We start from the raw sequence: 25,591 nt of genomic DNA on the forward strand, positions 1-25,591 counted from the left end.
GCTGCGATCACACTCCGGCGAGCACCCCCGCCTGCTCGCGCGTGCGGATCGACCTGTTCACACCCGACACGATCGCCTTGAGCGAAGCGGTCGAGATGTCGCCGTCGATCCCGACGCCCCACAGGCGCTGACCGTCGACCTGCAACTCGATGTAGGCCGCGGCCTGTGCGTCGCCGCCCGAGCTCAACGCGTGCTCGACGTAGTCGTAGAGGGTCACGTCGAAGCCCTGCCCGCGGATGACCTCGAGGAAGGCCGCGACCGGCCCGTTCCCGTGACCCGAAGCCGCGACGCGCTCCTCGCCGTCGCGCAGCGACACCTCGAGGACCACGTCACCGGACATGTCGCTCTGGGTGCGGGTGCTCAGCAGCTCGAAACGGCCCCAGCGCTCGTCGGGATCGGAGGCGGGCAGGTACTCGTCGGTGAAGATGCGCCAGATCTCGTCACTGGTGATCTCGCCGCCCTCGGCGTCGGTCTTCGCCTGCACGACGCCGGAGAACTCGATCTGCAGGCGACGCGGGAGGTCGATGGCGTGGTCGCTCTTGAGCAGGTACGCCACCCCGCCCTTGCCGGACTGGGAGTTGACGCGGATGACCGCCTCGTACGACCGGCCGAGATCCTTCGGGTCGATCGGCAGGTACGGCACCCCCCACTCGAGTTCGTCGACCGAGACGCCCTCGGCGGCCGCCCGGGCGTCCATCGCCTCGAAGCCCTTCTTGATCGCGTCCTGGTGAGAGCCGCTGAACGCGGTGAACACCAGGTCTCCGGCCCACGGGCTGCGCTCGTGCACCGGCAGCTGGTTGCAGTACTCCGCCGTGCGCTTGATCTGATCGACGTCGCTGAAGTCGATCATCGGGTCGATGCCCTGGGTCAGCAGGTTGATGCCGAGCGCCACCAGATCGACGTTGCCGGTCCGCTCGCCGTTGCCGAACAGGCATCCCTCGATCCGGTCGGCCCCGGCCATGTATCCGAGTTCGGCGGCGGCGATCGCCGTTCCCCGGTCATTGTGCGGGTGGAGGGACAGGATGATGTTCTCGCGGTGCGCCAGGTGCCGACTCATCCACTCGATCGAGTCCGCGTAGACGTTCGGGGTCGCCATCTCGACGGTGGCCGGCAGATTGATGATGACCTTGCGGTCGGGCGTCGGCTCGAAGACCTCGATGACCTGATTGCAGACATCCACCGCGAACTCCAGCTCGGTGCCGGTGTAGCTTTCGGGCGAGTATTCGTAGTAGACCTTCGTCTCGGGGATGCGCTTCTCGAACTCCCGACACAGCCGCGCGCCCTCGAGGGCGATGTCGATGATGCCCTGCTTGTCGGTGCGGAACACCACCTCGCGCTGCAGGACGCTCGTGGAGTTGTACAGGTGGACGATCGCCTGCTTCGCGCCCGCGATGGACTCGTACGTGCGCTCGATCAGGTGTTCGCGCGCCTGGGTCAGTACCTGGATCGTGACGTCATCGGGGATGACGTCCTCTTCGATCAGGTGTCGGACGAAGTCAAAGTCGGTCTGGCTTGCCGACGGGAAGCCGACCTCGATCTCCTTGTAGCCCATGCCGACCAGGAGGTCGAACATGATGCGCTTGCGTTCGGGGCTCATCGGATCGATGAGGGCCTGGTTGCCGTCGCGGAGGTCGACCGCGCACCAGCGCGGCGCCTGCGTGATGCGGGCATCCGGCCACGTGCGGTCGGGCAGATCGACGCGGATCTGCTCGTGATACGGCCGATACTTGTGGATCGGCATGCCCGAGGGGCGCTGGGTGTTCTTCATGTCGCTTCTTCTCTTCCACGTCTGAGGGACGGGCCGACGCCGAGCTCCGCGACGAGGGTGGCCCTAGATCGAGGCCTCGCCGCGGCGGCTAAGGAGAAGAAGCAGGCCGGCGCGCATGCGGCCATGGTAGCAGGCTCAGAAACCCAGGCGACGCAGCTGTTTCGGGTCGCGCTGCCACTCCTTCGCGATGCGCACGTGCAGCGAGAGGTACACGCGCGTGCCCAGCAACGGCTCGATCTGCGACCGGGCGCGGGCTCCGACATCCCGCAGGCGCGAACCGCGATGGCCGATGATGATCGCCTTCTGGCTGTCGCGCTCGACGACGATGTCGGCGAAGACGTCGGTTAGGTCGCTGTCCTCACGGGGTGCGATGTCCTGGACGACCACCGCGATCGAGTGCGGGAGTTCGTCCCGCACGCCTTCCAGCGCGGCTTCCCGGATGATCTCCGCGACGCGGTCCTCCGTCGATTCGTCGGTGACGACATCGTCGGGGTAGAGCGACGGCCCCTCCGGCATGAGGGCGAGCACCTCGTCGCTGAGGACGTCGAGCTGCGTCCGGGTCAGGGCGGACAGCGGGATGACGGCGGCCCAGTCCTCCCGCAGGGCGTCGACCTCCATCAACCTCTCGGTCACCTGTTCTCGCGCGGCCGCGTCGATCTTGGTGACGATGGCGATCTTCTTCGCCCGCGGATAGCGGCTCAGCGACGCTGCGATCCGTCGGTCGCCGGGGCCGACGGCGTCGGTGGCCGGCACGCAGAACCCGATCACGTCGACGTCGCCGAGAACATCATCGACGAGATCGTTGAGCCGCTGGCCGAGCAGGGTGCGGGGCTTGTGGATGCCGGGGGTGTCGACGATCACCAGTTGGCCGCCCGGGCGGTTGACGATCCCGCGGATCGCCCGGCGCGTGGTCTGGGGCTTCTCACTCGTGATGGCGATCTTCTCGCCGACGAGGGCGTTCATGAGGGTGGACTTCCCCACGTTGGGGCGGCCGACGAAGGTCACGAATCCGGAGCGCGATCCGGTCGGCGTGTCGGAAGGATCGTCGGTCATCGTGCTCCTGCTTCCCGTTCACTGTGCTCGCGCTCGCGCTCCCGCGCGGCTGCGGCTTCTTCCGTCCGTTCGACGAAGACGGTCGCGAGACCGCGTCCACGTCCGCGTGACGTGCCTCCTGTCATCAGAAGCCCGAGGTACTCGGCGGTTGCGCCGGGTTGCGGCACCTGGCCGAGGGCCTTGCCGAGAAGGCCTCCGATCGAGTCGACGTCCTCGTCCTCCAGCTCGAATCCGAACAGATCACCCACCGCGTCCAAGCCGAGACGGGCACTGACCCGGTAGCGGCCGGGGTCGACCTCGACGACCTCGTCGGCGCGCGGGTCGTACTCGTCGGAGATCTCTCCCACGAGCTCCTCGATGATGTCCTCCAGGGTGATCAGGCCCGACACGCCCCCATACTCGTCGACGACGAGGCAGACGTGCACCGCGTCCCGCTTCATCTGCTGCAGCAGAGTCTCGGCGCGCATGGACTCGGGGACGAACACGGCCTTGCGGGCGATGCGCGTGACCGGCGCGTCGCGCCAGCCGGACTCGTCGCGGAACCCGAACTGCACGAGGTCTTTGAGGTACAGCACCCCGACCACGTCGTCGGCTTCCTCGTCGATGAGCGGAACGCGGGAGACGCCCTTGTCGAGGAAGACCTGCATCGCCTCGCGGGTGGAGGTGGTGGCCCCGACGGTGACCATGTCGGTGCGGGGCACCATCACCGCTCGCACGAAGGTGTCGGTGAAGTCGAACACCGAGTGGATGAGGTCGCGGTCGTCCTGCTCGATCAGGTCGTGGGATGCGGCTTCGTCGACGATGCTGAGCAGCTGCTCCTCGGAGGCGAACGACGCGCCCCGAGGTGCACCGGGGGTCACCCGGTTGCCCAGGACGACGAGTCCGTGTGCGAGGGGTCCGAGAACCAGGCGGGCGCCGCGGATGACCGGGGCGGCGCCGCGGAGAAGACCGCGGGCGTGACGCCGGCCGACGCCGCGGGGGCTGGCGCCCACGAGAACGAACGAGATCCCCGTCATCAGCACGATGGCGGCGACGATCGCCCACGGGATGCTGTCGAAGAGGATGACGAAGGACACCGTCACCAGCACCGCGGCCCCCGTCTCGGCGAGAACGCGGATGAAGACCACGGCCGTTGCGTGGGCGTCGGGGTCGGCGGCGATTCGGCGCAGGGATGTGGAATTGCGCGGCGACTGCTCGGCGAGTTCGCCGAGGTCTCCTCGCGAGGTGACGCTGAGGGCGGCGTCGATCGATGCCATGAGCGCGCCGAAGGCGATGAGGACCAGCGCGAGGAGAAGGAGGAGAACGGGGGTCATGGCCGCGCGCGACGGCGCTCGCTCATCTGGAAGGAGACGATCAGATCGCGCTGGATCCCGAACATCTCCTTCTCCTCCTCGGGCTCGGCGTGATCGAAGCCGAGCAGATGCAGCAGACCATGGGTGGTGAGCATGACCAGTTCGTCCATGGTCGAGTGCCGAGCGGCCGTCGCCTGAGTCTCGGCCACCTGGGGGCACAGGACGATGTCGCCGAGGAGCCCCGCCGGCGTGGGCGACTCCTCGGTGCCCGGTCGCAGCTCGTCCATGGGGAAGCTCAGCACGTCGGTCGGCCCCGGCTCATCCATCCACTGCAGATGAAGCGACTCCATCGCGCCCTCATCCACCAAGAGGATCGCCACGTCGGCTTCCGAGCTGACGTGCAGTTCGCCGAAGTTGTGCTCCATGAGCCGCAGGAGGACGGTCTCGTCGACCGGCATCCCGGATTCGTTGGTGATCTCGATCGTCACTGGCGTCCCCGTTTCGGCAGGCGGTCGCGAGGGCCCGGGGCTCGGGTCGCGGCGCGACGCTCCGCGCGGCTGGCCAGCTCGGTCGCCTCGTCGCGTTCGCGACGCGCGGCCAGGCGCCGCTCGTCGAACTCGCTGTACGCGTCGACGATCCGGCCCACGAGGGTGTGGCGTACGACGTCGTCGCTCGTGAGGAAGGAGAAGTGGATGTCATCGATGCGATCGAGCACGCGGGTGACCAGGCGCAGCCCCGAGGCGCCCTGCGGGAGGTCGATCTGGGTGACGTCACCGGTGACGACCATCTTGGTCCCGAACCCGAGCCTGGTCAGGAACATCTTCATCTGCTCGGGCGTGGTGTTCTGGGCCTCGTCGAGGACCACGAACGAATCGTTGAGCGTGCGCCCGCGCATGTATGCCAGCGGAGCGACCTCGATCGTGCCGCTGGCGATGAGCTTGGGCACGATCTCCGGGTCCATCATCTCGTTGAGGGCGTCATAGAGCGGACGCAGGTACGGATCGATCTTGTCGGTGAGCGTTCCCGGGAGGAAGCCCAGGCGCTCCCCCGCTTCCACCGCCGGACGGGTGAGGATGATCCGGTTGACCTCTTTGCGCTGGAGTGCCTGGACCGCCTTCGCCATCGCCAGATAGGTCTTTCCGGTTCCGGCCGGCCCGATGCCGAAGACGATCGTGTGGTCGTCGATGGCGTCGACGTACGCCTTCTGTCCGAGGGTCTTGGGGCGGATGACCCGGCCCCGGGTCGACAGCAGCGGTTCGCCGAGAACTTCGGACGGGCGGGGTCCGCCGTCGCTGCGGAGGATCCGGTCGGCGGAGGTGACATCCGCGGGGCCGAGGCTCTGGCCCGCCTTGGTCATCGCCAGCAGCTCGTGCACGAGCACGCGGGCCGCGGCCACGGCGGCGGCATCACCGGTGAGGGTGATCTCGTTCCCGCGCACGTGCACGTCGACGTCGGGATGCTCCTTCTCGACCACGCGCAGCAGACGGTCCTGCGGACCCAGCAGCTGGACCATGGCGACGCCGTCCGCGAGGACGCGCTCGACGGCGGGTGGGGTGTCAGGCACGAAGCTCCTTCTCTTGCAGGCCCCCGGCGAGGACGTGCGCATGCACGTGGAAGACCGTCTGTCCGGCGTTCGCGCCGGTGTTGAACACGAGGCGGTAATCGCCGTCGGCGTGCTGCGCCGCGAGCGATCCGGCCAGCGCGACCATTTCGCTCAGGAGCGCCGGATCGCCGGCGGCGAGCTCTCCCACGTCGCGGTAGCGCTCGGTTTTGGGGATGACGAGCAGGTGCACGGGGGCCTGAGGGGCGATGTCGCGGATGGCGAAGACGTTCTCCGTCTCGGTGAGGATCTCTCCCGGGATGTCGCCGGTGAGGATACGGCTGAAGACCGACGGTTCGCTCATGAAGGAAGTCTACCGACGGGCCGTCACCAGCGACCGAGGGCGCCGCTGACGACGGCGATCGCCGCGGGACCGGCCGTCGAGGTGCGCAGGACGGATTCGCCGAGGCGACGCAGCGTCGCACCGGCGCCGTCCAGCAGCGTGAGCTCTTCCGGGGTGATGCCTCCCTCGGGGCCGACCACGATCAGCAGGTCGCGGCTCGACGAGGCGAGCTCGCTCAGCCTCTCGGAGGCCGTCGGCTCGAGAACGACGACGAGGTCGCTGCCCGCACGCGCCGCGATCGCGGCCGTCGTGACCGGCTCCGTCACGGTGGGAACCCAGGGGCGATGAGCCTGCTTCGCCGCCTCCCGGGCGATCGTCTGCCAACGCTCTCGGCCCTTCGTCGCCTTGGCCGCGTCCCAGCGCGAGATGCTCCGCCCGGCCTGCCAGGGGACGATCTCGTCGACGCCGAGCTCGGTCGCTGCCTGAACGGCCAGTTCGTCGCGGTCGCCCTTGGCCAGGGCTTGGACCAGGATGACGCGGGGAACAGGGGCGGCGATGTGCGATTTCGCCGACACCCGCACCGCCACCGTCGACGGGGAGACCGACTCGCACCTGCCCTCGAGCCACACCCCGGCGCCGTCGCCGACGGTCACGCTCTCACCGACGCGCACCCGCCGCACTGTGGCGGCGTGCTTCGCTTCGGCACCGGTCAGGGTCACGACGCCGCCGACGGGTGTCGCCGTCGCCTCGGAGGACAGGAAGTGCAGGGGCACCGCTCAACCGTTCCGGAAGCGATCCCGGAGCTTGGCGAACAGGCCCTGGTGGAATTCGGAGAGCCGCGGCGGTGCGGGCTTGGTGCGCTTGGCGAGCTCTTCGATGAGAGCGCGTTCCCGGTGATCGAGCCGTGTGGGCGTCACCACCTGCACGCCGACTCGGAGATCGCCGCGCTGCGAGCCGCGCAGCGGTGTGATGCCACGGCCCTTGATCGTCAGCACGTCGCCGGACTGCACGCCGGCCCTCAGCTCGAGATCGACCGGTCCGTCGAGCGAGTCGATCGTCGTGTGGGTGCCGAGGATCGCGTCCGGCATCGACACCTCGAGCGTCGCCAACAGGTCGTCGCCGTCGCGTGAGAACACCGGGTCGGGCGCGATGTTCACCTCGAGGTAGAGATCGCCGTTGGGTCCGCCGGCGGGGCCCACCTCGCCCGATCCGGGCAGCTGCAGACGCAGACCGCTCTCGACCCCCGCCGGCACGTCGATCGAGACCGTGCGGCGCGAGCGGACACGTCCCTGCCCCTGGCAGGTGGCGCAGGGATACGGGATCGTCGTGCCGTACCCCTGGCACACCGAGCACGGCTGGGAGGTGACGACGTTGCCGAGGAGGCTGCGGACCTGCCGCTGGACGTGGCCCGTGCCGTGGCAGATGTCGCACGTGACGGGTGAGGTGCCGGGTTGGCAGCACGATCCGGTGCACGTCTCGCACACGACGGCGGTGTCGACCTCGATGTCGCGGTGCACGCCGAAGACGACGTCCTTGAGCTCGAGGTTGATCCGAACCAGCGCGTCCTGGCCGCGTTCGCGCCGCGAGCGCGGCCGGGCACCGCGCGCGCCGCCGCCTCCACCCCCGCCGAAGAACGTCTCGAAGATGTCGCTGAACCCGCCGAATCCGCCGGCGGCCCCGCCGAAGGCGGTGTCACCGCCGACGTCGTAGCGGGCGCGCTGGTCGGGGTCGCTCAGCACGTCGTAGGCGTGCGTGACGAGCTTGAACCGCTCCGCCGCGTCCTCCCCGGGATTGACGTCGGGGTGCAGCTCTCGCGCCAGCCGTCGGTAGGCGCGCTTGATGTCGTCGGGGCTGGCGTCACGCGCCACACCGAGTACTTCGTAGTGGTCAGCCACTTTCACCTTCCTGCCGCGCCGGGCGCGGGGAGTCTGCGGAATGCTGTCGTCAGCGGGCGTTCTCGTCTTCATCCAGGAGACGAGTGAGGTACCTCGCCACGGCCCGAACGGCCGCGAGGTTGGTCGGGTAGTCCATGCGGGTCGGTCCGAGCACGCCGACGCGCGCACGGGAGCCGGTCGCGTCGTAATCGCTTGCGACGACCGACGCTTCGCTCAGGCCGAAGGGCTCGTTCTCCCGCCCGATGCTCGCCGCGAGGCCCTGATCGTCGGCGACCATCTCGCCCATGAGCTTCAGCAGTGTCACCTGCTCCTCGATGGCCTCCAGCAGCGGGTAGATGCTGCCGCGGAAGTCCGCTTCGCTGCGGGCGAGGTTGGCGCTGCCGGCGAGCACGAGTCGGTCCTGCCGGAAGTCATCCAGTTCCTCCCCGATGACCCGGAGGATCGCCTGGAGCGCGGGGCCGTCGGGATCCCCGGGAGTCTCGCCCGCTCCGACAGCGGTCGCGACCCCGGCCACACCCTCCCGCACCGGCACTCCGACGACGAGGTCGGAGACCCGGCCGCGGATCCGCTGCATCCGGTCCTCATCGATCTCCACCCCCGGGAAGGCGAGTCGCTGGGAGACCCTGCCGGTGTCGGTGACGACGATGACCAGGACCTTCAGTGCGTCCAGGCGGACGAGCTCCACGTGGGAGACCGTCGCCCGGGCGAAGGACGGATACTGCACGATCGCGACGTGCCCGGTGAGGACCGTCAGAGCGCGCACCGTGCGGGCGAGCACTTCGTCGAGGTCCGAGGGGCCTTCCAGGAACGAGGAGATGGCCGTCCGCTGGGCGGGGCTCAGGGGCCGCACCTGGGCGAGGTGATCGACGAAGACGCGGTAGCCCTTGTCGGTCGGGACGCGCCCGGACGACGTATGCGGGGCGACGATGAGGTCTTCGTCTTCGAGCAGGGCCATGTCGTTGCGAATGGTGGCGGCGGAGACGCCGAAGGCGTGACGCTCGACGATCGCCTTGCTGCCGACGGGTTCGCGCGTGTCGACGTAGTCCTGCACGATGGCGCGCAGCACCTGCAATCCGCGTTCGCTGACCATGACACCCCCTCCGTCGGCCTGCCGACACCCCTGGCACTCGTGGGATTCGAGTGCCAATTCTATCGGAACACCCTCGACGTCGGACGGCCGGGTCACGGCATGTCAGGCCGTGAGCGTGCGAACGACGTGGTCGGCCAGGAGTCGGCCGCGCCGGGTGAGCCGCACCCGATCGACGGTGTGTGGTTCGACCAGGCCGTCCGCCACGAGCCCAGGGAGGGCGGCACTCGCGCCCGACGGGAGGGATGAGGTGGCGAGACCCTCGTGGGTGCGGACGCCGAGGAGAACCGCCTCGAGGAGCCGGGAGGACGGCGACAGGACCTCGCGCCCCGCCGCGGGGGACAGGCCCTCGGCGAGCCGTTGGGCGTAGGCGGCCGGATGACGCACGTTCCAGAAGCGGGTTCCGGCGACGTGGCCGTGCGCGCCGGGGCCGAACCCCCACCAGTCGCTCCCCCGCCAGTAGGCGGCGTTGTGGCGGCAGCGATCGGCGGGGGTCCGAGCCCAGTTGGACACCTCGTACCACGCCATCCCTGCCGCGGTGAGCAGATCGTCTGCGAGCTCGTACATCTCCGCCTGCAGATCGTCGTCGGGCAGGGCGAGTTCCCCCCGTCGGATGCGGCGGGCCAGCGCCGTCCCGTCCTCGACGATGAGGGCGTAGGCGGACAGGTGGTCGGGGTCGAGTGCGATCGCCGTCTCGAGCGACGTGCGCCAGTCGGCCAGTGATTCCCCCGGAGCGCCGTAGATCAGGTCGATGCTGACGCCGAGCCCGGCCTCGCGGGCGGCGGCCACGGCTGTTGCCACCGCGCCGGTGCGGTGCGAGCGATCCAGCGTCGCCAGGACGTGGGGAACAGCGGACTGCATGCCGATCGAGAGCCTGGTCACCCCGGCCTCCGCGAGGCGGCGTGCGACCTCCTCGTCGACGGTGTCGGGGTTGGCCTCCACCGTCACTTCGGGATCGACGGCTCCCGGGAACGCCGCACGCACGCCGTCGAGCATGCGCACCAGGTCGTCGGCGGGAAGAAGGGTGGGTGTGCCCCCGCCGAAGAACACCGTCTCGACCGGTCGCAGCCGCCCGGACTCAGACAGCACGCGGCGGGCGAGCTCCACTTCGCGCAGCAGGGTCTCGGCGTAATCATCCTGCCTGGCGCCGCGCAGCTCGGTCGCGGTGTAGGTGTTGAAGTCGCAGTACCCGCAGCGCACCCGACAGAAGGGGATGTGCAGATAGGCGCCGAAGGGCACCGCCGGATCGATCACCGTGCCGGCAGGCAGCGAGCCGTCGGCCGGGGCGGGTTCACCGACGGGAAGTGCAGCTCCCACGCTCAGGCGGGGGTGGCGTACAGCGGGGAGATGGCACGCAGGTAGCGGGTGAACAGTTCGCGGCGCCGGCGCCGGGTGAGGGCGGGGAAGAGCCGGTAAAGCAGCGCCTGCGGCGCGTCGAAGGCGCGGACCGTGAACCAGACCTCGTCGTTGTCGTGCCACTCGAGCATGAACGATTCCTCGCCGCTGACGACCGACCCCTGCACCGTGCCGAGGGCGAAGCCGATGCGTCGGGGTTCCTCGACCGCGAAGATGACCCGGAGTTCGCCGTCGGCGCGCATTCCGGCGACCCGGCCGCCCAGGTGAACGGTCGCGCCGGCGGTGACGAAGGGGGTGCCGTCGGAGTCGTAGCGCTGCTCGACCTCGAGCTTGCTCGGGGCGATCGGCGCGCCGTTCTCGTCGAAGCTCACGCCGGCGTACATCGGGCCGGCGGCGGGACGGACGTCGGTCAGTTCGAGACCCGCTCCGCGCTGAGCGCTCCACGACAGCAGCGACTCGCCGGCTGCGCGGAACCGATCCTCCCCGCTGCCGATCCGCCAGGACTCCTCGGCCGGGATGCTCCGCTCCGGCGGGAAGTGCATGAGATCGGCGGCTTGCGTCGCCCCGACGGCGGCGTAGTCGACCGTGTCATCCCTGAAGGTTCCGCGGCGCATGGCTGACAGCCTACTTCTGCTTCCCCTCGACATCCCCCGAGAGTGCGGCGATGAAGGCCTCCTGCGGCACCTCGACGCGACCGACCATCTTCATGCGCTTCTTGCCTTCCTTCTGCTTCTCGAGCAGTTTGCGCTTCCGGGTGATGTCACCGCCGTAGCACTTCGCCAACACGTCCTTGCGGATCGCGCGGATGTTCTCCCTCGCGATGATCCGCGCGCCGATGGCAGCCTGGATCGGAACCTCGAACTGCTGACGCGGAATGAGCTTGCGCAGTCGCTCGGTCATCATGGTGCCGTAGGCGTAGGCCTTCTCCCGGTGCACGATCGAGCTGAAGGCATCCACCTTCTCGCCCTGGAGCAGGATGTCGACTTTCACGAGGTCTGCGGTCTGCGAGCCGGCGGGCTCGTAGTCCAGGCTCGCGTAGCCCTGCGTGCGGCTCTTGAGGTGGTCGAAGAAGTCGAAGACGATCTCACCGAGGGGCATGTTGTAGCGAAGCTCCACCCGGTCTTCGCTGAGATAGTCCATACCCAGCAGTGCTCCCCGGCGGGATTGGCAGAGCTCCATGACGGTTCCGACGTAGTCCTTCGGAAGCAGGATGCCGACTTTCACGATGGGCTCGGACACCTCCGCCACCCGACCGTCGGGGTACTCGCTGGGGTTGGTCACCGAGATGGTCTCGCCGGTGTCGGTGTGCACCTCGTACGTGACGGAGGGGGCGGTGGTGATGAGGTCGAGTCCGAACTCGCGCGACAGCCGTTCGGTGATGATCTCCAGGTGCAGCAGACCCAGGAACCCGCAGCGGAAACCGAAGCCCAGCGCCACAGAGGTCTCGGGCTCGTACTGCAGCGAGGCGTCGGAGAGCTTGAGCTTGTCGAGGGCCTCGCGAAGCTCGGCGTAGTCGCTGCCGTCGATCGGGTAGATGCCGGAGAACACCATCGGCTTGGGATCGGTGTATCCGGGGAGCGCCTCGGTCGCGGGCTTGCGCTGATCGGTGATCGTGTCACCGACCTTGGACTGCCGGACGTCCTTGACGCCGGTGATGAGGTACCCCACCTCACCGACGCCGAGGCCGCGGGTCGGAATCGGCTCGGGGCTGGACACGCCGATCTCCAGGAGCTCGTGCGTGGCCCGGGTGGACATCATCTGGATGCGCTCGCGGGGCTGGAGCTTGCCGTCGATCATCCGGACGTAGGTGACCACGCCGCGGTAGGCGTCGTAGACGGAGTCGAAGATCATCGCGCGGGCGGGGGCGTCGGCATTCCCCTGCGGTGCGGGGATCTGCTCGACGATGCGGTCGAGGAGCTCCTCGACGCCCGCGCCCGTTTTGCCGCTGACCCGCAGCACGTCACCGGGATCGCCACCGATGAGTCCCGCGAGCTCCGCGGCGTACTTCTCGGGGTCGGCGGCGGGGAGGTCGATCTTGTTGAGCACCGGGATGATGTGGAGGTCGTTCTCCAGTGCCAGGTAGAGGTTGGCGAGGGTCTGGGCCTCGATCCCCTGTGCGGCATCCACGAGCAGGATCGCGCCCTCGCAGGCGGCCAGCGACCTGCTCACCTCGTAGGTGAAGTCGACATGGCCGGGGGTGTCGATCATGTTGAGGGCGAAGGTACCGGCATCGGTGGCCCATGGCATCCGCACCGCCTGGCTCTTGATCGTGATGCCGCGCTCGCGCTCGATGTCCATCCGATCCAGGTACTGCGCGCGCATGTCGCGATCGGAGACGACGCCGGTGATCTGCAGCATGCGGTCGGCCAGGGTGGACTTCCCGTGGTCGATGTGGGCGATGATGCAGAAGTTGCGGATGAGCTCGGGCGGAGTCGCACTGGGCTCGAGGGGCTGGTGGGCGCGCGGGGACATATTCCCTCGATTCTACGGGCGACCAGCCGGCCGCCTGCGCCGCCGGAGAAGAGGAGCGGATGCCGGTGGCAGCCGCCTCCCACGAAGTGTCACGTGGAGTTTCCACAGGCGTCATCCACGCGATCGGGAATTCGGTAAGGATCGAACGGCGTGCCCCCGGACGATGGTCTCTTCGTGCTCGGGACGCTGTTGGTCTGTGCATACGAAACCAGGAGAGTGTCTGTGACCGTGACATCCGGTGCCCCATCCCCCATTCCACGCCGATCGAGATGGAGGGCCCGGACGCTCGGCGCCGGCCTGCTCTCGGGTGCCCTCGCCTTGAGCGGTGCGGGCTTCGCCCTGCCCGCTCAGGCGGCCGTCAGCATCGACGCCACCGTCCTCATCAACGAGGTCTACGGCGGCGGCGGTAACGGCGGTGCGGTGTTCAACCGCGACTTCGTCGAGCTGGTGAACACCGGCGACACCGCGGTCGACCTCGGGTCGTGGAGCGTGCAGTACGCGTCCACCACGGGAACGTCGTGGCAGGTCACCCCGCTCACGGGGATGACGATCCAGCCGGGCGGGAAGCTGCTGGTCGGTCAGGCTACGGGCAGCAACACGACGTTCCCCGGTTTCGAGGCCGACGTCGAGGGCGGCATCTCGATGTCGGGCACAGGCGGCAAGGTCGCGCTGGTCAGCTCCGCGGAAGCACTGTCGGGCGGCACGAACGTGGCCGCCGTCGACCAGGTCGTGGACTACCTCGGCTGGGGCAGTGCCACTGACGCGGCCGGGACCCCAGCGCCTGCGACGACCAACGGAACGAGCGTCTCGCGCGATGCCGAGAGCTCGCACACCGCGATCAACTCCGCCGACTTCACCGCGGGCACGCCGACACCCGAGGGCGCGGCAGGCGCTGTCGACCCGGAGCCGACGCCCGACCCCGAGCCGACTCCTGATCCGGAGCCGACGGGACCGACCACGGTCACCATCGCCGAGATCCAGGGCACCGGCGCCTCGACGCCGCTGAACGGCCAGACCGTGGTCACGGAGGGCGTCGTCACCGCGCACTACCCCACCGGCGGCCTCGCGGGCTTCGTCATCCAGACGCCCGGCACCGGCACCGCGGCGGGCACCGCGTCCGACGCGGTCTTCGTCTACGCACCCAGCACGGTCGGTCAGGTCGCCGAGGGTCAGACGGTGCGCGTCACGGGGCTGGCCACTGAGTTCAACGGCCTGACGCAGGTCGACATCCGCACCGGCAGTGTCGAGGTCATCGCCGACGGCGCACCAGTCACGCCGCTCGTCACCGGATGGCCGGCCGACGACACGGGTCGCGAAGCGCTCGAGTCGATGCTGATCCAGCCCGACGGTGCGTTCACCGTCACCGACACCTACGGCACGAACCAGTACGGCGAGGTTCCCCTCGCCTTCGGCGACGGCCCGCTCGTGCAGCCCACCGAGGTGGCGCTCCCCGGATCGCCCGAGGCCGCCGCAGTGACCGTCGAGAACGCCGCACGTCGCGTCGTCCTCGACGACGGAGCCAGCACGAACTTCCTCTCCGCGGCCAACGCCGGACTCACTCCGCCGTACGTCTCGCTCACCGAGCCGGTCGTGGTGGGAGCCTCGGTCACCTTCACCGCACCGGTGATCGTCGACTATCGCAACAACGCCTTCAAGCTCAACCCGACCGCTCCCCTGACGGGTGACGGAACGGGCGAGGGCGACGGCGTGGAGTTCGAAGACGTCCGCACCGCGGCTCCCGAAGAGGTCGGGGGCGACGTCAGCGTCGCTTCCTTCAACGTCCTGAACTACTTCACCACCCTCGGCACCGACAGCGCGTCGTGCACTGCGTTCCAGAGCCCGGACGGCTCGGAGCTGAACAACGTCCGCGGCGGCTGCGACCAGCGCGGGGCATGGGACGCCGCCGACTTCGCACGTCAGCAGGCCAAGATCGTCTCGGCGATCAACGCGCTCGACGCCTCGGTCGTCGGCCTCATGGAGATCGAGAACTCTGCGGCCCTCGGCGAGGAGACCGATGAGGCGCTGTCGAGCCTCGTCGACGCCCTCAACTCCGACGCCGGGACCGACCGCTGGGACTTCGTCGCATCTTCCGACGAGCTCCCCGACGCGTCGGGACTGGACGTGATCACCAACGCGATCATCTTCCAGCCCGCCGAGGTGGTCACGGTCGGTGACCCGCGTGCGCTCGGCGACGAGTCGGGTGCGGGCGGTGCGTTCCAGAACGCTCGCGAACCCATCGGTCAGGTCTTCGCACCGGCCGAGGGTGGCGAGGAGTTCCTCTTCGTCGTGAACCACTTCAAGTCCAAGGGCTCCGCGGGTCCGTGGCCAGGCGACGTTGATGCCGGCGACGGTCAGGGCGCCTCGAACGAGTCGCGGGTGCGTCAGGCAACGGCTCTGACGGAGTGGGTCGACGAGGTCCAGGGCGACACCGAGTCGGTCATCCTCGTCGGGGACTTCAACTCCTACGGGCAGGAAGACCCGATGCAGGTGCTCTACGAAGCCGGCTTCGCCGATGCCGAGCAGGGCGAGGAGTACAGCTACGTGTTCCAGGGGCTTTCGGGCTCGCTCGACCACGTTCTCGTGAACGAGGCCGCGTCGGGCCGTCAGACCGGTGCGGACGTCTGGAACGTCAACGCCGGAGAGGCCCTCGCCCTGGAGTACTCGCGCTTCGGGTACCACGGCACCGAGTTCCACGCCGACGACCCGTACCGCTCGAGCGACCACGACCCGGTCAAGGTCGGTCTGAGCGCGGGGGCGCAGGCACCCGTCGAGGTCGACATCCTCACGATCAACGACTTCCACGGTCGCCTCGAGGCCAACCCCTCGGGATCCGAGGCGGGCGCCGCCGTGATCGCGGGTGCCGTGGAGTCGAAGAAGGCCGAGAACCCGAACACGCTGTTCGTCTCGGCAGGAGACAACATCGGCGCGTCGACCTTCACGTCGTTCATCCAGCAGGACAACCCGACCATCGACACTCTGGTGGCTTCGGGCCTGGACCTCTCGGTCGTGGGCAACCACGAGTTCGACCGCGGTTTCGACGACCTGCTGAACCGGGTGCTCCCCCGCTACGGCGGCAACACCGACCCGGATGAGGTGACGGAGGAGCAGCGCCTCGCCGGTCAGGACTTCGGTCTGGGCGCCAACGTCTACGCCGCCGGCACCACCGATCCGGTGCTCCCGGAGTACGCGCTGCGCGAGATCGACGGGGTGAGCGTGGCTTTCATCGGCACCGTGACTCCCGACACGGCGACGATGGTCGACCCCTCCGGTATCGCCGACATCGAGTTCGGCGACCAGCTGGAGGCCGCCAACCGCGTGGCTGACGAACTGGCCGACACCGTCGACCCCGATGTCATCGTGCTGCTGACCCACTCGGGCGCGGCGACCGCTGACTGCGCGCAGCTCGCCGCCGACGCCGACGGGTTCGGCGACCTGGCAACCGGTGCCTCGCCCCTCATTGATGCGATCGTCTCGGCCCACACGCACCAGACGTATGCGTGCGAGGTTCCGGTGGACGGCACCGACCGTACTCGTCCGGTCATCCAGGCCTCGGAGTACGGCAAGGCCATGGGCCAGCTCTCGCTGAGCTACGACACCGAGGCCGATGAGCTGATCTCGATCGAGGGGACGACCTTCCCGCTGAAGGACGCCTTCCCCGCCGATGAGGAGATCGCCGCTCAGGTCGCCGGCTATGTCGCGACCGCCGACGAGCTCGGGTCCGCCCCGATCGGCTCCATCACCGGTGACATCCTGCGTGGTGGTACGCCTCCGGGTGCCGACCGCGGCGTGGAGTCGTCGATGGGCAACTGGGTCGCCGACGTCTACCTCTGGGCCACCAGCGAGAACCCTGCGTTCGGCGGCACGCCGGCGCAGATCGCGCTGATGAACCCGGGTGGTCTGCGTGCCGATCTGCTGGTCGGCGAGGACGGAGTCGTCACCTACAAGGAGGCGGCCGATGTCCAGCCGTTCGCGAACACACTGGTCACGGTGACCCTCACCGGTGCGCAGCTGGAGGAGATCCTGACGCAGCAGTGGAAGGCGACGGGGGATCGTCCGAAGCTGCACCTCGGCGTGTCGGAGGGCTTCAGCTACGAGTATGTCGAAGGCGAGCCGCCGGCAGGTCAGACGGTCGCCCGATCGGGGACCATCGTCTCGATGAGCTATCAGGGCGAGCCGATCGAGCCGACCGACACCTTCACGGTCGTCACGAACTCCTTCCTCGCGAACGGCGGCGACGGGTTCCCGACGTTCACCGAGGGGACCGACCGGACCGACACGGGCCAAATCGACCTGGATGCCACCCTGGCCTACTTCCAGGCGCTGGAGACGGTCGACCCGGCACCGCTCGGCCGCGCGATCCTGGCGACCGATGTGCCGACCGAGCCGGGCGAGCCCGGCACTCCGGGTCAGCCGGGTCAGCCGGGTCAGCCCGGCACTCCCGGTCAGCCCGGTACTCCGGGTCAGTCCGGCACGGGAGACCAGGCGGGCGATCCGCTCGCCGTGACCGGTGCACAGCTGCCGCTCGGTGTCGCGCTCGGTGGCGCGCTGCTCCTGGTCGCCGGCGGGATGTTCATCGCCCTGCGCCGACGGACTCTGCCCGTCGAGCAGTGATCTGACGACGCACCCTCAGAGCGACGGCCCTCGCCTTCCCGGCGGGGGCCGTCGTCGTCGACGGCGCGCCGACCGTATCGTGGATTACATGGGGGTCCAGGTCGTGCTCGTCCACGGCATCCGTACGTCGGCCACCATGTGGCGGGCGCAGGTCGAATACCTCCGGTCTCGGGATGTGAGCGTGACCGCGGTCGACCTCCCCGGACACGGCACCCGCCGCGGTGAGATGTTCACGCTCGACGGCGCGTTCGAAACCATCGACCGCGCCGTCCGCGAGGCGGCTGCCCACGGGCCCGTGCTTCTCGTCGCCCACTCGATGGGCGGCCTCGTCAGCATCGACTATGTCGGACAGGAGGACGCTCCGCCGGTCGCCGGTTTCGTCGCCGCATCCTGCACCGCGATTCCGCGGGGCGTGGGCCTGGCCACGTACCGATTCCTCGCCCGACGCTTCGACTCCCTCCCAGACCGCGGCATGTGGCTGACGAACTACGTCCTGGACCGCACCCTCCCCCACGAGACCCGACCGGATTTCGGGGCGGGCGGATACGCCTTCGACGCCCAGGACGTGGCGCTGCGGAGCCTGTCGGTCCTCGATCTCCTCTCGGCTCTCGGCCGCATCGAGGTGCCGCTGTGGTTCATCAACGGTCAGTACGACCAGCTGCGGGTGAACGAGCGGCTTTTCCTGCGGATCGCCCCACACGCCGAACTCATCGTCGTACCGCGGACCAGCCACCTCGTCACCGCGATGCGTCCGCGCGTGTTCAACGCCCTGCTCGGGGTGGCCATCGCCACGCTCGAACAGGACGGTGGAAAGGGAACCCCCGCCTGACCTGGTAGACTCCTTGTTTGGCTTGCGTGTGGGTTCGCCCTCACGACCGCCTCGCGACGGCCCTCTCCTGTCGCCGGGCTTCTCATCCACCCTCCGAACGAAAGAACGTCGACACGTGGCGAACATCAAGTCGCAGATCAAGCGCAACAAGACCAACGAGAAGGCGCGCGAGCGCAACAAGGCCGTGAAGAGCGAGCTGCGGACCGAGATCCGCCGCACGCGTGAGGCTGTCGCCACTGGTGACAAGGCCACCGCTGAGAAGGCGCTGGCCAAGGCGACCAAGAAGCTCGACAAGGCCGTCAGCAAGGGTGTCATCCACCAGAACCAGGCCGCGAACCGCAAGTCGGCGATCGCGAAGCAGGTCGCATCGCTCTGACGTCGTAGACATCGAACGGCCCGTCTCCTCGGAGGCGGGCCGTTGGTCTGTCTGACGAGGTACGGGCTGCGGTCGTCGTCGCGGGTGTCAGCGGGGTGCACCGGCGAACGGCTCGCGGGTGGCGATCACGGTGACCAGGCGCTCGAGGGCGAAGACGGGGTCACGCGAGGCGCCCTTCACCTCCGCGTCCGCTCGGGCTGCCGCTTGGATCGCCATTCCCAGTGTCGACTCCGACCACCCTGACAGGTCTCGACGTGCGCGGTCGACCTGCCAGTCCTTGAGACCGAGTCGCGCCGCCAGCGCTGACGATGGTTCGCGGTGTCCGGCGACACGCGCCATCGTGCGCAGCTTCGATGCGATCGCCGCGACGAGGGGCACCGGATCCGCCCCCGAGACGAGGGCATGGCGAAGAGCGATGAGCGCCTCGCCGTAGCGGCCGGCGATGGCAGTATCGGCGACGGTGAAGGCCGAGGTTTCGACGCGACCGCCGTAGTAGCGCACGACGGTCTGCTCATTGATGTCGTCCGCGACATCGGAGATGAGCTGCTGGCATGCGGCCGCCAACTCGGTGAGGTCGTCGGCGAAGGCAGACACCAGCGCGCGGAGCGCGCCGGGTGCGATCCGCTTGCGCGCCTGGGTGAACTCGGCCGCGGCGAAGTCGAAACGGTCCGACTCCCGCTTGAGCGCCGGGCAGGCGATCTCGACGCCACCGCCCTGCCCCGCCCGGACGGCGTCCAGCAGCTTCTTGCCCCGCACGCTGGCGCCGGTATGGCGCAGGAGCACGGTCGCCCCGTCCTGCGGGTGTGAGAGATAAGCCAGGGCCTCGGTGAGGAATGCGTCGGAGCACTTCTCCACGCCGAGGATGCGCACCAGACGAGGCTCACCGAACAGGGAGGGCGAGGTCAGAGCCAGGAGCGACCCGGTCGCGTAGTCGTCCGCCCGGATGTCGGACACCTCGAGACTCGCGTCCTCCGCCCGCAGGTAGTCGCGGAGACCTGCGATCGCCCGCTCGGCGCAGACCTCTTCCGGGCCCGAGACGAGGACGATCGGAGCGGGCTGCGGGTCGCGCCAGGACAGCTGCGGGATGGCGCTGCGCGGCGCCGATGAGCGGGCAGCCGAGCGAGACGAGGAGCGGGCCGGCATGCGCTCCAGCCTAGCGATCGCCGCCGACAGTGCCCTCCGACGCCGCGCGTCCGGCGTCGCGGAAGATCCGCAGCCGATCGTCGTCGAGCCAGAGCGCCACCAGGCCGTCCTCGTCCGTTCGCGCGACGGTCGTCCCCGTCGCGGCCAGCGCATGGAGGATGTCCTCCCGAGGATGCCCGTGGCGATTCTCCCTCCCCACCGTGATCAGAGCCGCCGCAGCATCCACGCCGTCGTAGAGAGGAACGTGCTGATCGGCGCTGCCGTGATGGGCGACCTTCACCAGGTCATAGGAATCGGCCAGCACGCCGTCGGCGACCAAGGCCCGTTGTGGCGCCGCCGAGAGATCGCCCAGAAGCAGCATGCTCGGGATCCCGGCGCCTTGGACGTCGATCACCACGCTCGTGTCGTTGCCGGGAGGGAAGGCGGGTGAGTCCTGGCGCGGCCAGAGCGTTCGCCAGCTCGCCTCGCCGAGACGACCCCCGACGCCCTGATGGACCTCCCGGACGACGGCGCCGCCGGCGACGAGGGCTGATCGCACCCGGGCGGCCGACGCCCCGTCGAGCGGACCGTGGATGACGGTGCCGACACGTCCGACGACGGCCTCCACGCCCCCGGTGTGATCGATGTCAAAATGTGTGAGCACGAGCAGATCGATGCGGTCGACGCCGACCCGATCGAGACACGCACCCAGTGCCACGGGGTCGGGCCCGGTGTCGACGAGGGCGACCTCCCCGTCTGAGCGGACGAGGATGGCATCGCCCTGACCGATGTCGCAGGCGATGACGCTCCAGGCTCCGGGAAGGGTGAGAGGCCCCGCGAGGGTGCGAAGCGCGGTCGTTCCCGAGACGATCCCGAGGACGAGGGCGAGCGCAAGACCCGAGATGAGGCGGAGGGCTCCGACGGCTCCCCGCCGACGTGGGCGGATCGCCACGAGGACCCACACCGCACCGCCGGCGGCAGCCAGTGTCAGGAGACCACCCAACCCGCCCATCCACGGGGACTGCGACCCGGGCAGCGCAGACGCCGTCTCGGCGATGGCGGCGATCCACGCGGCGGGGACCCAGGCGAGGGCGGTCAGGCCCGACTGAACGAGCGGGATCATCGGGGACAGACACGCCAGGAGCCCGATGATCGTGGCTACGGGTGCCGCCGGAGCGGCGAGGACGTTCGCGATGACGCCGTACAGGGGAACGGTGGGCTGGATGAGGACGAGAAGCGGGCCGCAGGCGATCTGCGCGGCGATGGGCACCGACAGGATCAGTGCGAGCGACCCCGGGAGCGCGCGCGAGAGCCCGACCGCCAACGGCGGAGCCAGAACGAGGAGCGAGCCGGTGGCCACCGCCGAGAGGGCGAACCCGAGGGAGGTGGAGAGCCAGGGGTCCAGGGCGAGGAGTGTCACGACCGCCAGGCTCAGCACAGCCAGACCGATGCCGGAGCGACCCAGGATCACGGCGAGCATCGCCACCGCCGCCATGACCCCGGCCCGGACCACGCTCGGCTCCGGAGTGACGAGGACGACGAAGCCGCTGAGGGCGATGAGTGACACGATCGTCCGTGCGCCGCGTCGCAGCCCCAGAGCGGCGGCCAAGACATACGCCACGCCGACGACGAGAGCGCAGTTGGCTCCCGACACAGCCGTGAGGTGCGACAGCGACGATGCGGTCATCGCCGTCTCGAGATCTGCCGTGACCAGACGCGTATCGCCGACGGCGAGGCCGGGGATGAGTGTGCGTCCGGGATCGGGAAGCCCGTTCACGGCGGCGACGAGTCCGCTCCGCAGCTCCGACGCCACGGCGAGGAGACCCGTCGGTGGCCGCAGGATCACCGGTTGGCCGCGAGCCCGCAGGACGAGCGTGGCCCGGTCGCCGGGATAGGGCTGACTGGCGACGGCTGTCAGCCGAACTCGCGCGCCCACGTCGAGCTCCGGCAGGACGTCGCGATCAGCGTCGGCGATGACGATGCCCACCGTGACCGTCCCCGGGCCAGGCACGGCGGGGTCACCGGTCGCCACGGAGAGGGCGACGGCGTCGAAGGCCCACTCGGAGGTACCGCGTCGTTCGACCTTGCCGGTGACGATGATCTCCGCTTCCACGCTCCGGCCGGCCGGAACCCGCTGCTGCACCTCCTGCATCGTCGGGGCGGCCAGCGCGACGCCGGTCGAGGCGACTCCTGCTGCCGCGAATCCGAGCACCACCGCCGCCAGCCACAGGCCCTTCGGCCCTCCGGTCGCACGACGCCCTTTCGAGGCGGCCCTCGCCGCGAGTGCCGCTGCGAGGGCGAGCACTGCCGCCGTCCACGCCGTCGCGGCGACCACCGCGGCCGCCTGCGGATGGAGGGTCGCCGCCGCAGCGGCGATCCACACGATGACGGCGGCCACCGGCATCCGCCATCGCCTCATCGCCTTCCTCGTCGGCGAAGCGCTCACAAGACGACCAGATCGCGAAGCGACTCGACCATCTTCTCCCCGAATCCGGAGACGGCGAGGAGGTCGTCGACGCTCGTGAACGGGCCGTTCGCCTCACGCCACGCGATGATGCGCTGGGCGAGAGCAGGTCCGATCCGGGGAAGGGTGTCCAGCGCCTCTTCGTCGGCGGTGTTGAGATTCACCTTGCCGTCGCCGGTGCCCAGAGCACCACCGGGTGCCGTACCAGGCGGCTGTTCGGGTGCGACGTCGCCGATCTCGGCGACGACCAGCTGCTCGCCGTCCGCGAGGACCCGGGCGAGATTCACGGATCGGGGCTCGGCGGTCTCGGAGAACCCACCTGCGGCGGCCACCGCATCGAGGACCCGCGCCTGCTGGGGCAGGACGTACACACCGGGCGTCCGGACGGCTCCGGCGACGTGCACGACGAGGTCTGCGGACGACGACGAGGGCGCCGTCTCCGTCATCTCCTCCCCCGTCGCCTCTCCGCTCGTCTCGGATGCAAGGGGGATCTCGTCTACGGGGGCGAGGGCGCTGCGGAACACGCCGATGCCGACGGTGATCGCCACGGCGACGAGGACCACCACGACCGCCGCGCCGAGGCCGAGTCTGCGGGCGGTGTCGCGACCCTCCTCACCGTCTGCCGTCACGGTCACACGCTAAGCGGGCCTCGTCCGCGAGAACGGCGGCGGCCACGATCCGTGGAGGGATCGTGGCCGCGGGTCGGTGTGCAGGAGAGGTGGCTGCGCGCCTCAGTGCGTGCTGAAGCTCACGACCTTCGGCGGACGCACGACAGCACGGGTGATCTCCCGGCCGGCCAGCGCCCGCTGCACCTTCTCGTTCGCGCGCGCCTGGGCCTCCAGGGCGGCGGAATCGATCCGTGCCGAGACCTCCAGCGTCGCCCGCACCTTGCCATCGATCTGTACGACGGCCGTCACCGTCTCGTCGACGAGAAGCGTCGGATCGGGATGCCGCCACGGTACGAGCCCGACGAAGGGGGCGTATCCGAGCATCTCCCACATCTCCTCGGCGGTGTGGGGAGCGAACAGATCGAGGATCATGGCCGTTGCCTCCGCCGCCTCGCGGACGGCGGGGTCGGCCGGCCCGGCGCCGGAGTCGATGACCTTGCGCGTGGCGTTGACGAGTTCCATCAGACGCGCGACGGCCACGTTGAACTTGGTGTGTTCGATCAGGCCCGGCGCGTCGGCGAGCAGGCGGTGCGTGACACGACGCAGCGCCACGTCGCCCTCCGCCCACACCACATCCGGCTCACTGGTGACGTCCTTCGCCACCCGCCAGGCGCGGGCGAGGAACTTCTGGGCGCCTGTCGTGGAGACGTCCTCCCAGTTGATGTCATCCTCGGCGGGCCCGCTGAAGGCGATGGCGACCCGGACGACGTCGGCGCCGGGATCGCGCATGCTCGCGGCGAACTCGACGAGGTTTCCCTTGCTCTTGGACATCTTCGATCCGCCGAGCAGCACCATCCCCTGGTTCACCAGGCTCGTGAAGGGCTCGGTGAACTCGACCAGACCCATGTCGAACAGCACCTTTGTGATGAACCGGGCGTACAGGAGGTGGAGGATGGCGTGCTCCACACCGCCGATATAGGCGTCCACCGGTGCCCAACGATCGGCCTGCTTGGGCGCGAAGGCCTGCGTGGGGTCGTTCGGCGACAGGAATCGCAGGAAGTACCACGAGCTGTCCACGAAGGTGTCCATCGTGTCCGGGTCGCGGCGCGCAGGACGGCCGGTCTCGGGATCGGTGGTGCGGATCCACTGCTCGGCGCCGCCCAACGGCGACGTGCCGCGGGGCGCCAGATCGAGCCCCTGAGCCTCCGGAAGCCGAAGGGGCAGCTCCGACTCGGGCACCGGCACGATGCGTCCGTCGTCGGTGTGGATCATGGGGATGGGCGTCCCCCAGAAGCGCTGGCGCGAGATCAGCCAGTCCCGCAGCCGGTACGACTTCGCCGCTCGTCCCGTGCCCGCGGCCTCGAGCTCCTCGATGATGCGTGCGATGGCGGTGCGCTTGGACAGACCGTCCAGGCTCCCGGAATGGATCATCCGCCCCTCACCGGTGAGCGCGATGCCCGTTTGTGCGGGGTCGATGTCGGCCAGGCTCGGCCCCGTCTCCTCCGGCATGATCGGCTCGCCGTCATCATCGAGTTCGATGACCGGGATCGCCCCCGTGATGGGCGCGGTCGTGTCGACGACGACCTTGATCGGCAGGTCGAACGCGCGGGCGAAGTCGAGGTCGCGCTGGTCGTGGGCGGGAACAGCCATCACCGCGCCGTGCCCGTAGTCGGCCAGCACGTAGTCGGCGGCCCAGATCGGCAGCCGCTCGCCGTTGATGGGGTTGACCGCATACCGCTCCAGGAAGACCCCTGTCTTCGGGCGCTCGGTGTTCTGACGATCGATCTCGCTCTCGCGAGCGACGGAGTCGACATAGTCCTGGAAGCGCATCCGCACCTCGGCGGATGCGCCTGCGGCGAGTTCGGCGGCGAGGTCACTGTCGGGCGCCACGACCATGAAGGTCGCCCCGTGCAGCGTGTCAGGACGCGTCGAGAAGACGGTGACCTTCTCTGCGCGACCCTCGATCTCGAAGTCGATGTCGGCTCCGACCGACCGGCCGATCCAGTTCCGCTGCATGCGGATGACCTTCTGCGGCCAGAATCCTTCGAGCTGATTCAGGTCATCGAGGAGGCGATCTGCGTAGGCGGTGATCTTGAAGTACCACTGCGTCAGCTTCTTCTTGATGACCTCTGCGCCGCAGCGCTCGCAGTGCCCGTCGACGACCTGCTCGTTGGCGAGCACGGTCTGATCGTTGGGGCACCAGTTGACCGGGCTCTCCTTGCGATAGGCAAGGTCGCGCTCGTACAGCCGTTGGAACAGCCACTGGTTCCAGTGGTAGTACTCCGGATCGCTGGTGTGGAGGATGCGACTCCAGTCATAGGACGAGCCGTACTCGCGGAAGCTCTTCTTGTGCTGCGCGATGTTGGCGTACGTCCACTCCCGCGGGTCGGCGCCCCGCTGGATGGCGGCGTTCTCTGCGGGCAGGCCGAAGGAGTCCCAGCCGATCGGGTTGAGCACGTTGTATCCGCGGTGCCGCCAGAAGCGCGCCACGATGTCGACGTAGGCGTAGCTCTCGGCATGCCCCATGTGCAGGTCGCCCGAGGGGTAGGGGAACATGCCGAGCACGTACTTCCGGGGCCGGGTGTCGCTCTCGTCGCCGGCGCGGAACGGATCTGCCGACTCCCATCGCTGCTGCCACTTCTGCTGGATGGCGTAGGGGTCGTAGCCGCTGCCGTCGGAGGGCGCGGTGGTGTCGCTGGGGGAAGTCTGACTCACGGAGAGATGCCAATCGTGGTGCTCGAACGGGACATCGAGCGCGCGGAGCGCGAGATTCCC

General features: G+C 69.2%; 19 protein-coding genes. 3 read left to right on the forward strand and 16 right to left on the reverse strand.

Features of this window, described 5'->3' with window-relative positions:
* Positions 1–7 precede the first annotated feature (7 nt).
* The 12 genes from leuA to lepA all read right to left on the reverse strand — a co-directional run bounded on the left by leuA (position 8) and on the right by lepA (position 12,806).
* Positions 8–1,768, reverse strand: coding sequence for a 2-isopropylmalate synthase (leuA, locus tag FBY40_RS10705; protein WP_141938592.1), 1,761 nt, complete (start codon positions 1,766–1,768; stop codon positions 8–10).
* A gap of 135 nt (positions 1,769–1,903) precedes the next feature.
* The gene (era, locus tag FBY40_RS10710; RefSeq protein ID WP_141938593.1) at positions 1,904–2,821 is read right to left on the reverse strand and encodes a GTPase Era; all 918 of its coding nucleotides are present in this window, start codon (positions 2,819–2,821) and stop codon (positions 1,904–1,906) included.
* Positions 2,818–4,134 carry a hemolysin family protein gene (locus FBY40_RS10715; RefSeq protein WP_141938594.1) on the reverse strand — a complete coding sequence of 439 codons (1,317 nt, stop codon included), beginning with the start codon at positions 4,132–4,134 and terminating at the stop codon, positions 2,818–2,820. Before FBY40_RS10715 ends, era begins: the two co-directional genes overlap by 4 nt.
* Positions 4,131–4,601, reverse strand: coding sequence for an rRNA maturation RNase YbeY (ybeY, locus tag FBY40_RS10720; RefSeq protein ID WP_141938595.1), 471 nt, complete (start codon positions 4,599–4,601; stop codon positions 4,131–4,133). Before ybeY ends, FBY40_RS10715 begins: the two co-directional genes overlap by 4 nt.
* Positions 4,598–5,626 carry a PhoH family protein gene (locus tag FBY40_RS10725; RefSeq protein WP_235015089.1) on the reverse strand — a complete coding sequence of 343 codons (1,029 nt, stop codon included), beginning with the start codon at positions 5,624–5,626 and terminating at the stop codon, positions 4,598–4,600. Before FBY40_RS10725 ends, ybeY begins: the two co-directional genes overlap by 4 nt.
* 43 nt (positions 5,627–5,669) lie before the next feature.
* A complete protein-coding gene (locus FBY40_RS10730; RefSeq protein WP_124293314.1) occupies positions 5,670–6,017 on the reverse strand; it encodes an HIT domain-containing protein in 348 nt (115 codons plus the stop codon).
* 23 nt (positions 6,018–6,040) lie between these two features.
* The gene (locus FBY40_RS10735) at positions 6,041–6,769 is read right to left on the reverse strand and encodes a 16S rRNA (uracil(1498)-N(3))-methyltransferase (RefSeq protein ID WP_141938597.1); all 729 of its coding nucleotides are present in this window, start codon (positions 6,767–6,769) and stop codon (positions 6,041–6,043) included.
* A gap of 3 nt (positions 6,770–6,772) precedes the next feature.
* The gene (gene dnaJ / locus FBY40_RS10740; protein WP_124293316.1) at positions 6,773–7,891 is read right to left on the reverse strand and encodes a molecular chaperone DnaJ; all 1,119 of its coding nucleotides are present in this window, start codon (positions 7,889–7,891) and stop codon (positions 6,773–6,775) included.
* Positions 7,892–7,940: 49 nt separating this feature from the next.
* Entirely contained in the window at positions 7,941–8,981 is a 1,041-nt protein-coding gene (gene hrcA, locus FBY40_RS10745; protein WP_141938598.1) for a heat-inducible transcriptional repressor HrcA, read from the reverse strand.
* 102 nt (positions 8,982–9,083) lie between these two features.
* Positions 9,084–10,295, reverse strand: coding sequence for a radical SAM family heme chaperone HemW (hemW, locus tag FBY40_RS10750; protein WP_141938599.1), 1,212 nt, complete (start codon positions 10,293–10,295; stop codon positions 9,084–9,086).
* A gap of 2 nt (positions 10,296–10,297) precedes the next feature.
* Positions 10,298–10,948 (reverse strand): DUF1990 family protein, encoded by a 651-nt coding sequence (locus tag FBY40_RS10755; protein WP_141938601.1) that lies wholly within the window; start codon positions 10,946–10,948, stop codon positions 10,298–10,300.
* A 10-nt stretch (positions 10,949–10,958) separates the two neighbouring features.
* Positions 10,959–12,806 carry a translation elongation factor 4 gene (gene lepA, locus FBY40_RS10760; protein ID WP_141938603.1) on the reverse strand — a complete coding sequence of 616 codons (1,848 nt, stop codon included), beginning with the start codon at positions 12,804–12,806 and terminating at the stop codon, positions 10,959–10,961.
* Between the two features lie 318 nt (positions 12,807–13,124).
* On the opposite strand from lepA, the gene FBY40_RS10765 reads away from it, so the two are divergent.
* From FBY40_RS10765 to rpsT, 3 genes are all read left to right on the forward strand, one after another.
* Positions 13,125–17,417: an ExeM/NucH family extracellular endonuclease gene (locus FBY40_RS10765; RefSeq protein WP_235014788.1), complete on the forward strand. Its 4,293-nt coding sequence runs from the start codon at positions 13,125–13,127 to the stop codon at positions 17,415–17,417.
* Between the two features lie 88 nt (positions 17,418–17,505).
* On the forward strand, positions 17,506–18,246 hold the full coding sequence (locus tag FBY40_RS10770) for an alpha/beta fold hydrolase (protein WP_141938604.1): 741 nt from the start codon (positions 17,506–17,508) through the stop codon (positions 18,244–18,246).
* Positions 18,247–18,361: 115 nt separating this feature from the next.
* Positions 18,362–18,622 carry a 30S ribosomal protein S20 gene (gene rpsT, locus FBY40_RS10775; RefSeq protein ID WP_141938606.1) on the forward strand — a complete coding sequence of 87 codons (261 nt, stop codon included), beginning with the start codon at positions 18,362–18,364 and terminating at the stop codon, positions 18,620–18,622.
* 87 nt (positions 18,623–18,709) lie between these two features.
* Here the strand turns inward: rpsT and holA are convergent, their stop codons facing one another.
* From holA to leuS, 4 genes are all read right to left on the reverse strand, one after another.
* Complete coding sequence (holA, locus tag FBY40_RS10780) at positions 18,710–19,765, reverse strand: DNA polymerase III subunit delta (RefSeq protein ID WP_141938608.1); 1,056 nt, start codon at positions 19,763–19,765, stop codon at positions 18,710–18,712.
* A gap of 10 nt (positions 19,766–19,775) precedes the next feature.
* The gene (locus tag FBY40_RS10785) at positions 19,776–22,190 is read right to left on the reverse strand and encodes a ComEC/Rec2 family competence protein (protein ID WP_235014790.1); all 2,415 of its coding nucleotides are present in this window, start codon (positions 22,188–22,190) and stop codon (positions 19,776–19,778) included.
* Positions 22,187–22,837, reverse strand: coding sequence for a helix-hairpin-helix domain-containing protein (locus FBY40_RS10790; RefSeq protein WP_200829975.1), 651 nt, complete (start codon positions 22,835–22,837; stop codon positions 22,187–22,189). Before FBY40_RS10790 ends, FBY40_RS10785 begins: the two co-directional genes overlap by 4 nt.
* Positions 22,838–22,939: 102 nt before the next feature.
* Complete coding sequence (gene leuS, locus FBY40_RS10795; protein ID WP_141938612.1) at positions 22,940–25,531, reverse strand: leucine--tRNA ligase; 2,592 nt, start codon at positions 25,529–25,531, stop codon at positions 22,940–22,942.
* Positions 25,532–25,591 lie beyond the last annotated feature (60 nt).

The organism is Microbacterium sp. SLBN-154, from assembly GCF_006715565.1.
In the GTDB taxonomy this organism is placed as follows: domain Bacteria; phylum Actinomycetota; class Actinomycetes; order Actinomycetales; family Microbacteriaceae; genus Microbacterium.

Coding starts and splice junctions, on each gene's coding strand:
- leuA (WP_141938592.1), bottom strand. CDS start 1,768: ATGAAGAACACCCAGCGCCCCTCGGGCATGCCGATCCACAAGTATCGG.
- era (WP_141938593.1), bottom strand. CDS start 2,821: ATGACCGACGATCCTTCCGACACGCCGACCGGATCGCGCTCCGGATTC.
- FBY40_RS10715 (WP_141938594.1), bottom strand. CDS start 4,134: ATGACCCCCGTTCTCCTCCTTCTCCTCGCGCTGGTCCTCATCGCCTTC.
- FBY40_RS10725 (WP_235015089.1), bottom strand. CDS start 5,626: ATGGTCCAGCTGCTGGGTCCGCAGGACCGTCTGCTGCGCGTGGTCGAG.
- FBY40_RS10730 (WP_124293314.1), bottom strand. CDS start 6,017: ATGAGCGAACCGTCGGTCTTCAGCCGTATCCTCACCGGCGACATCCCG.
- hrcA (WP_141938598.1), bottom strand. CDS start 8,981: ATGGTCAGCGAACGCGGATTGCAGGTGCTGCGCGCCATCGTGCAGGAC.
- FBY40_RS10755 (WP_141938601.1), bottom strand. CDS start 10,948: ATGCGCCGCGGAACCTTCAGGGATGACACGGTCGACTACGCCGCCGTC.
- lepA (WP_141938603.1), bottom strand. CDS start 12,806: ATGTCCCCGCGCGCCCACCAGCCCCTCGAGCCCAGTGCGACTCCGCCC.
- FBY40_RS10770 (WP_141938604.1), top strand. CDS start 17,506: ATGGGGGTCCAGGTCGTGCTCGTCCACGGCATCCGTACGTCGGCCACC.
- holA (WP_141938608.1), bottom strand. CDS start 19,765: ATGCCGGCCCGCTCCTCGTCTCGCTCGGCTGCCCGCTCATCGGCGCCG.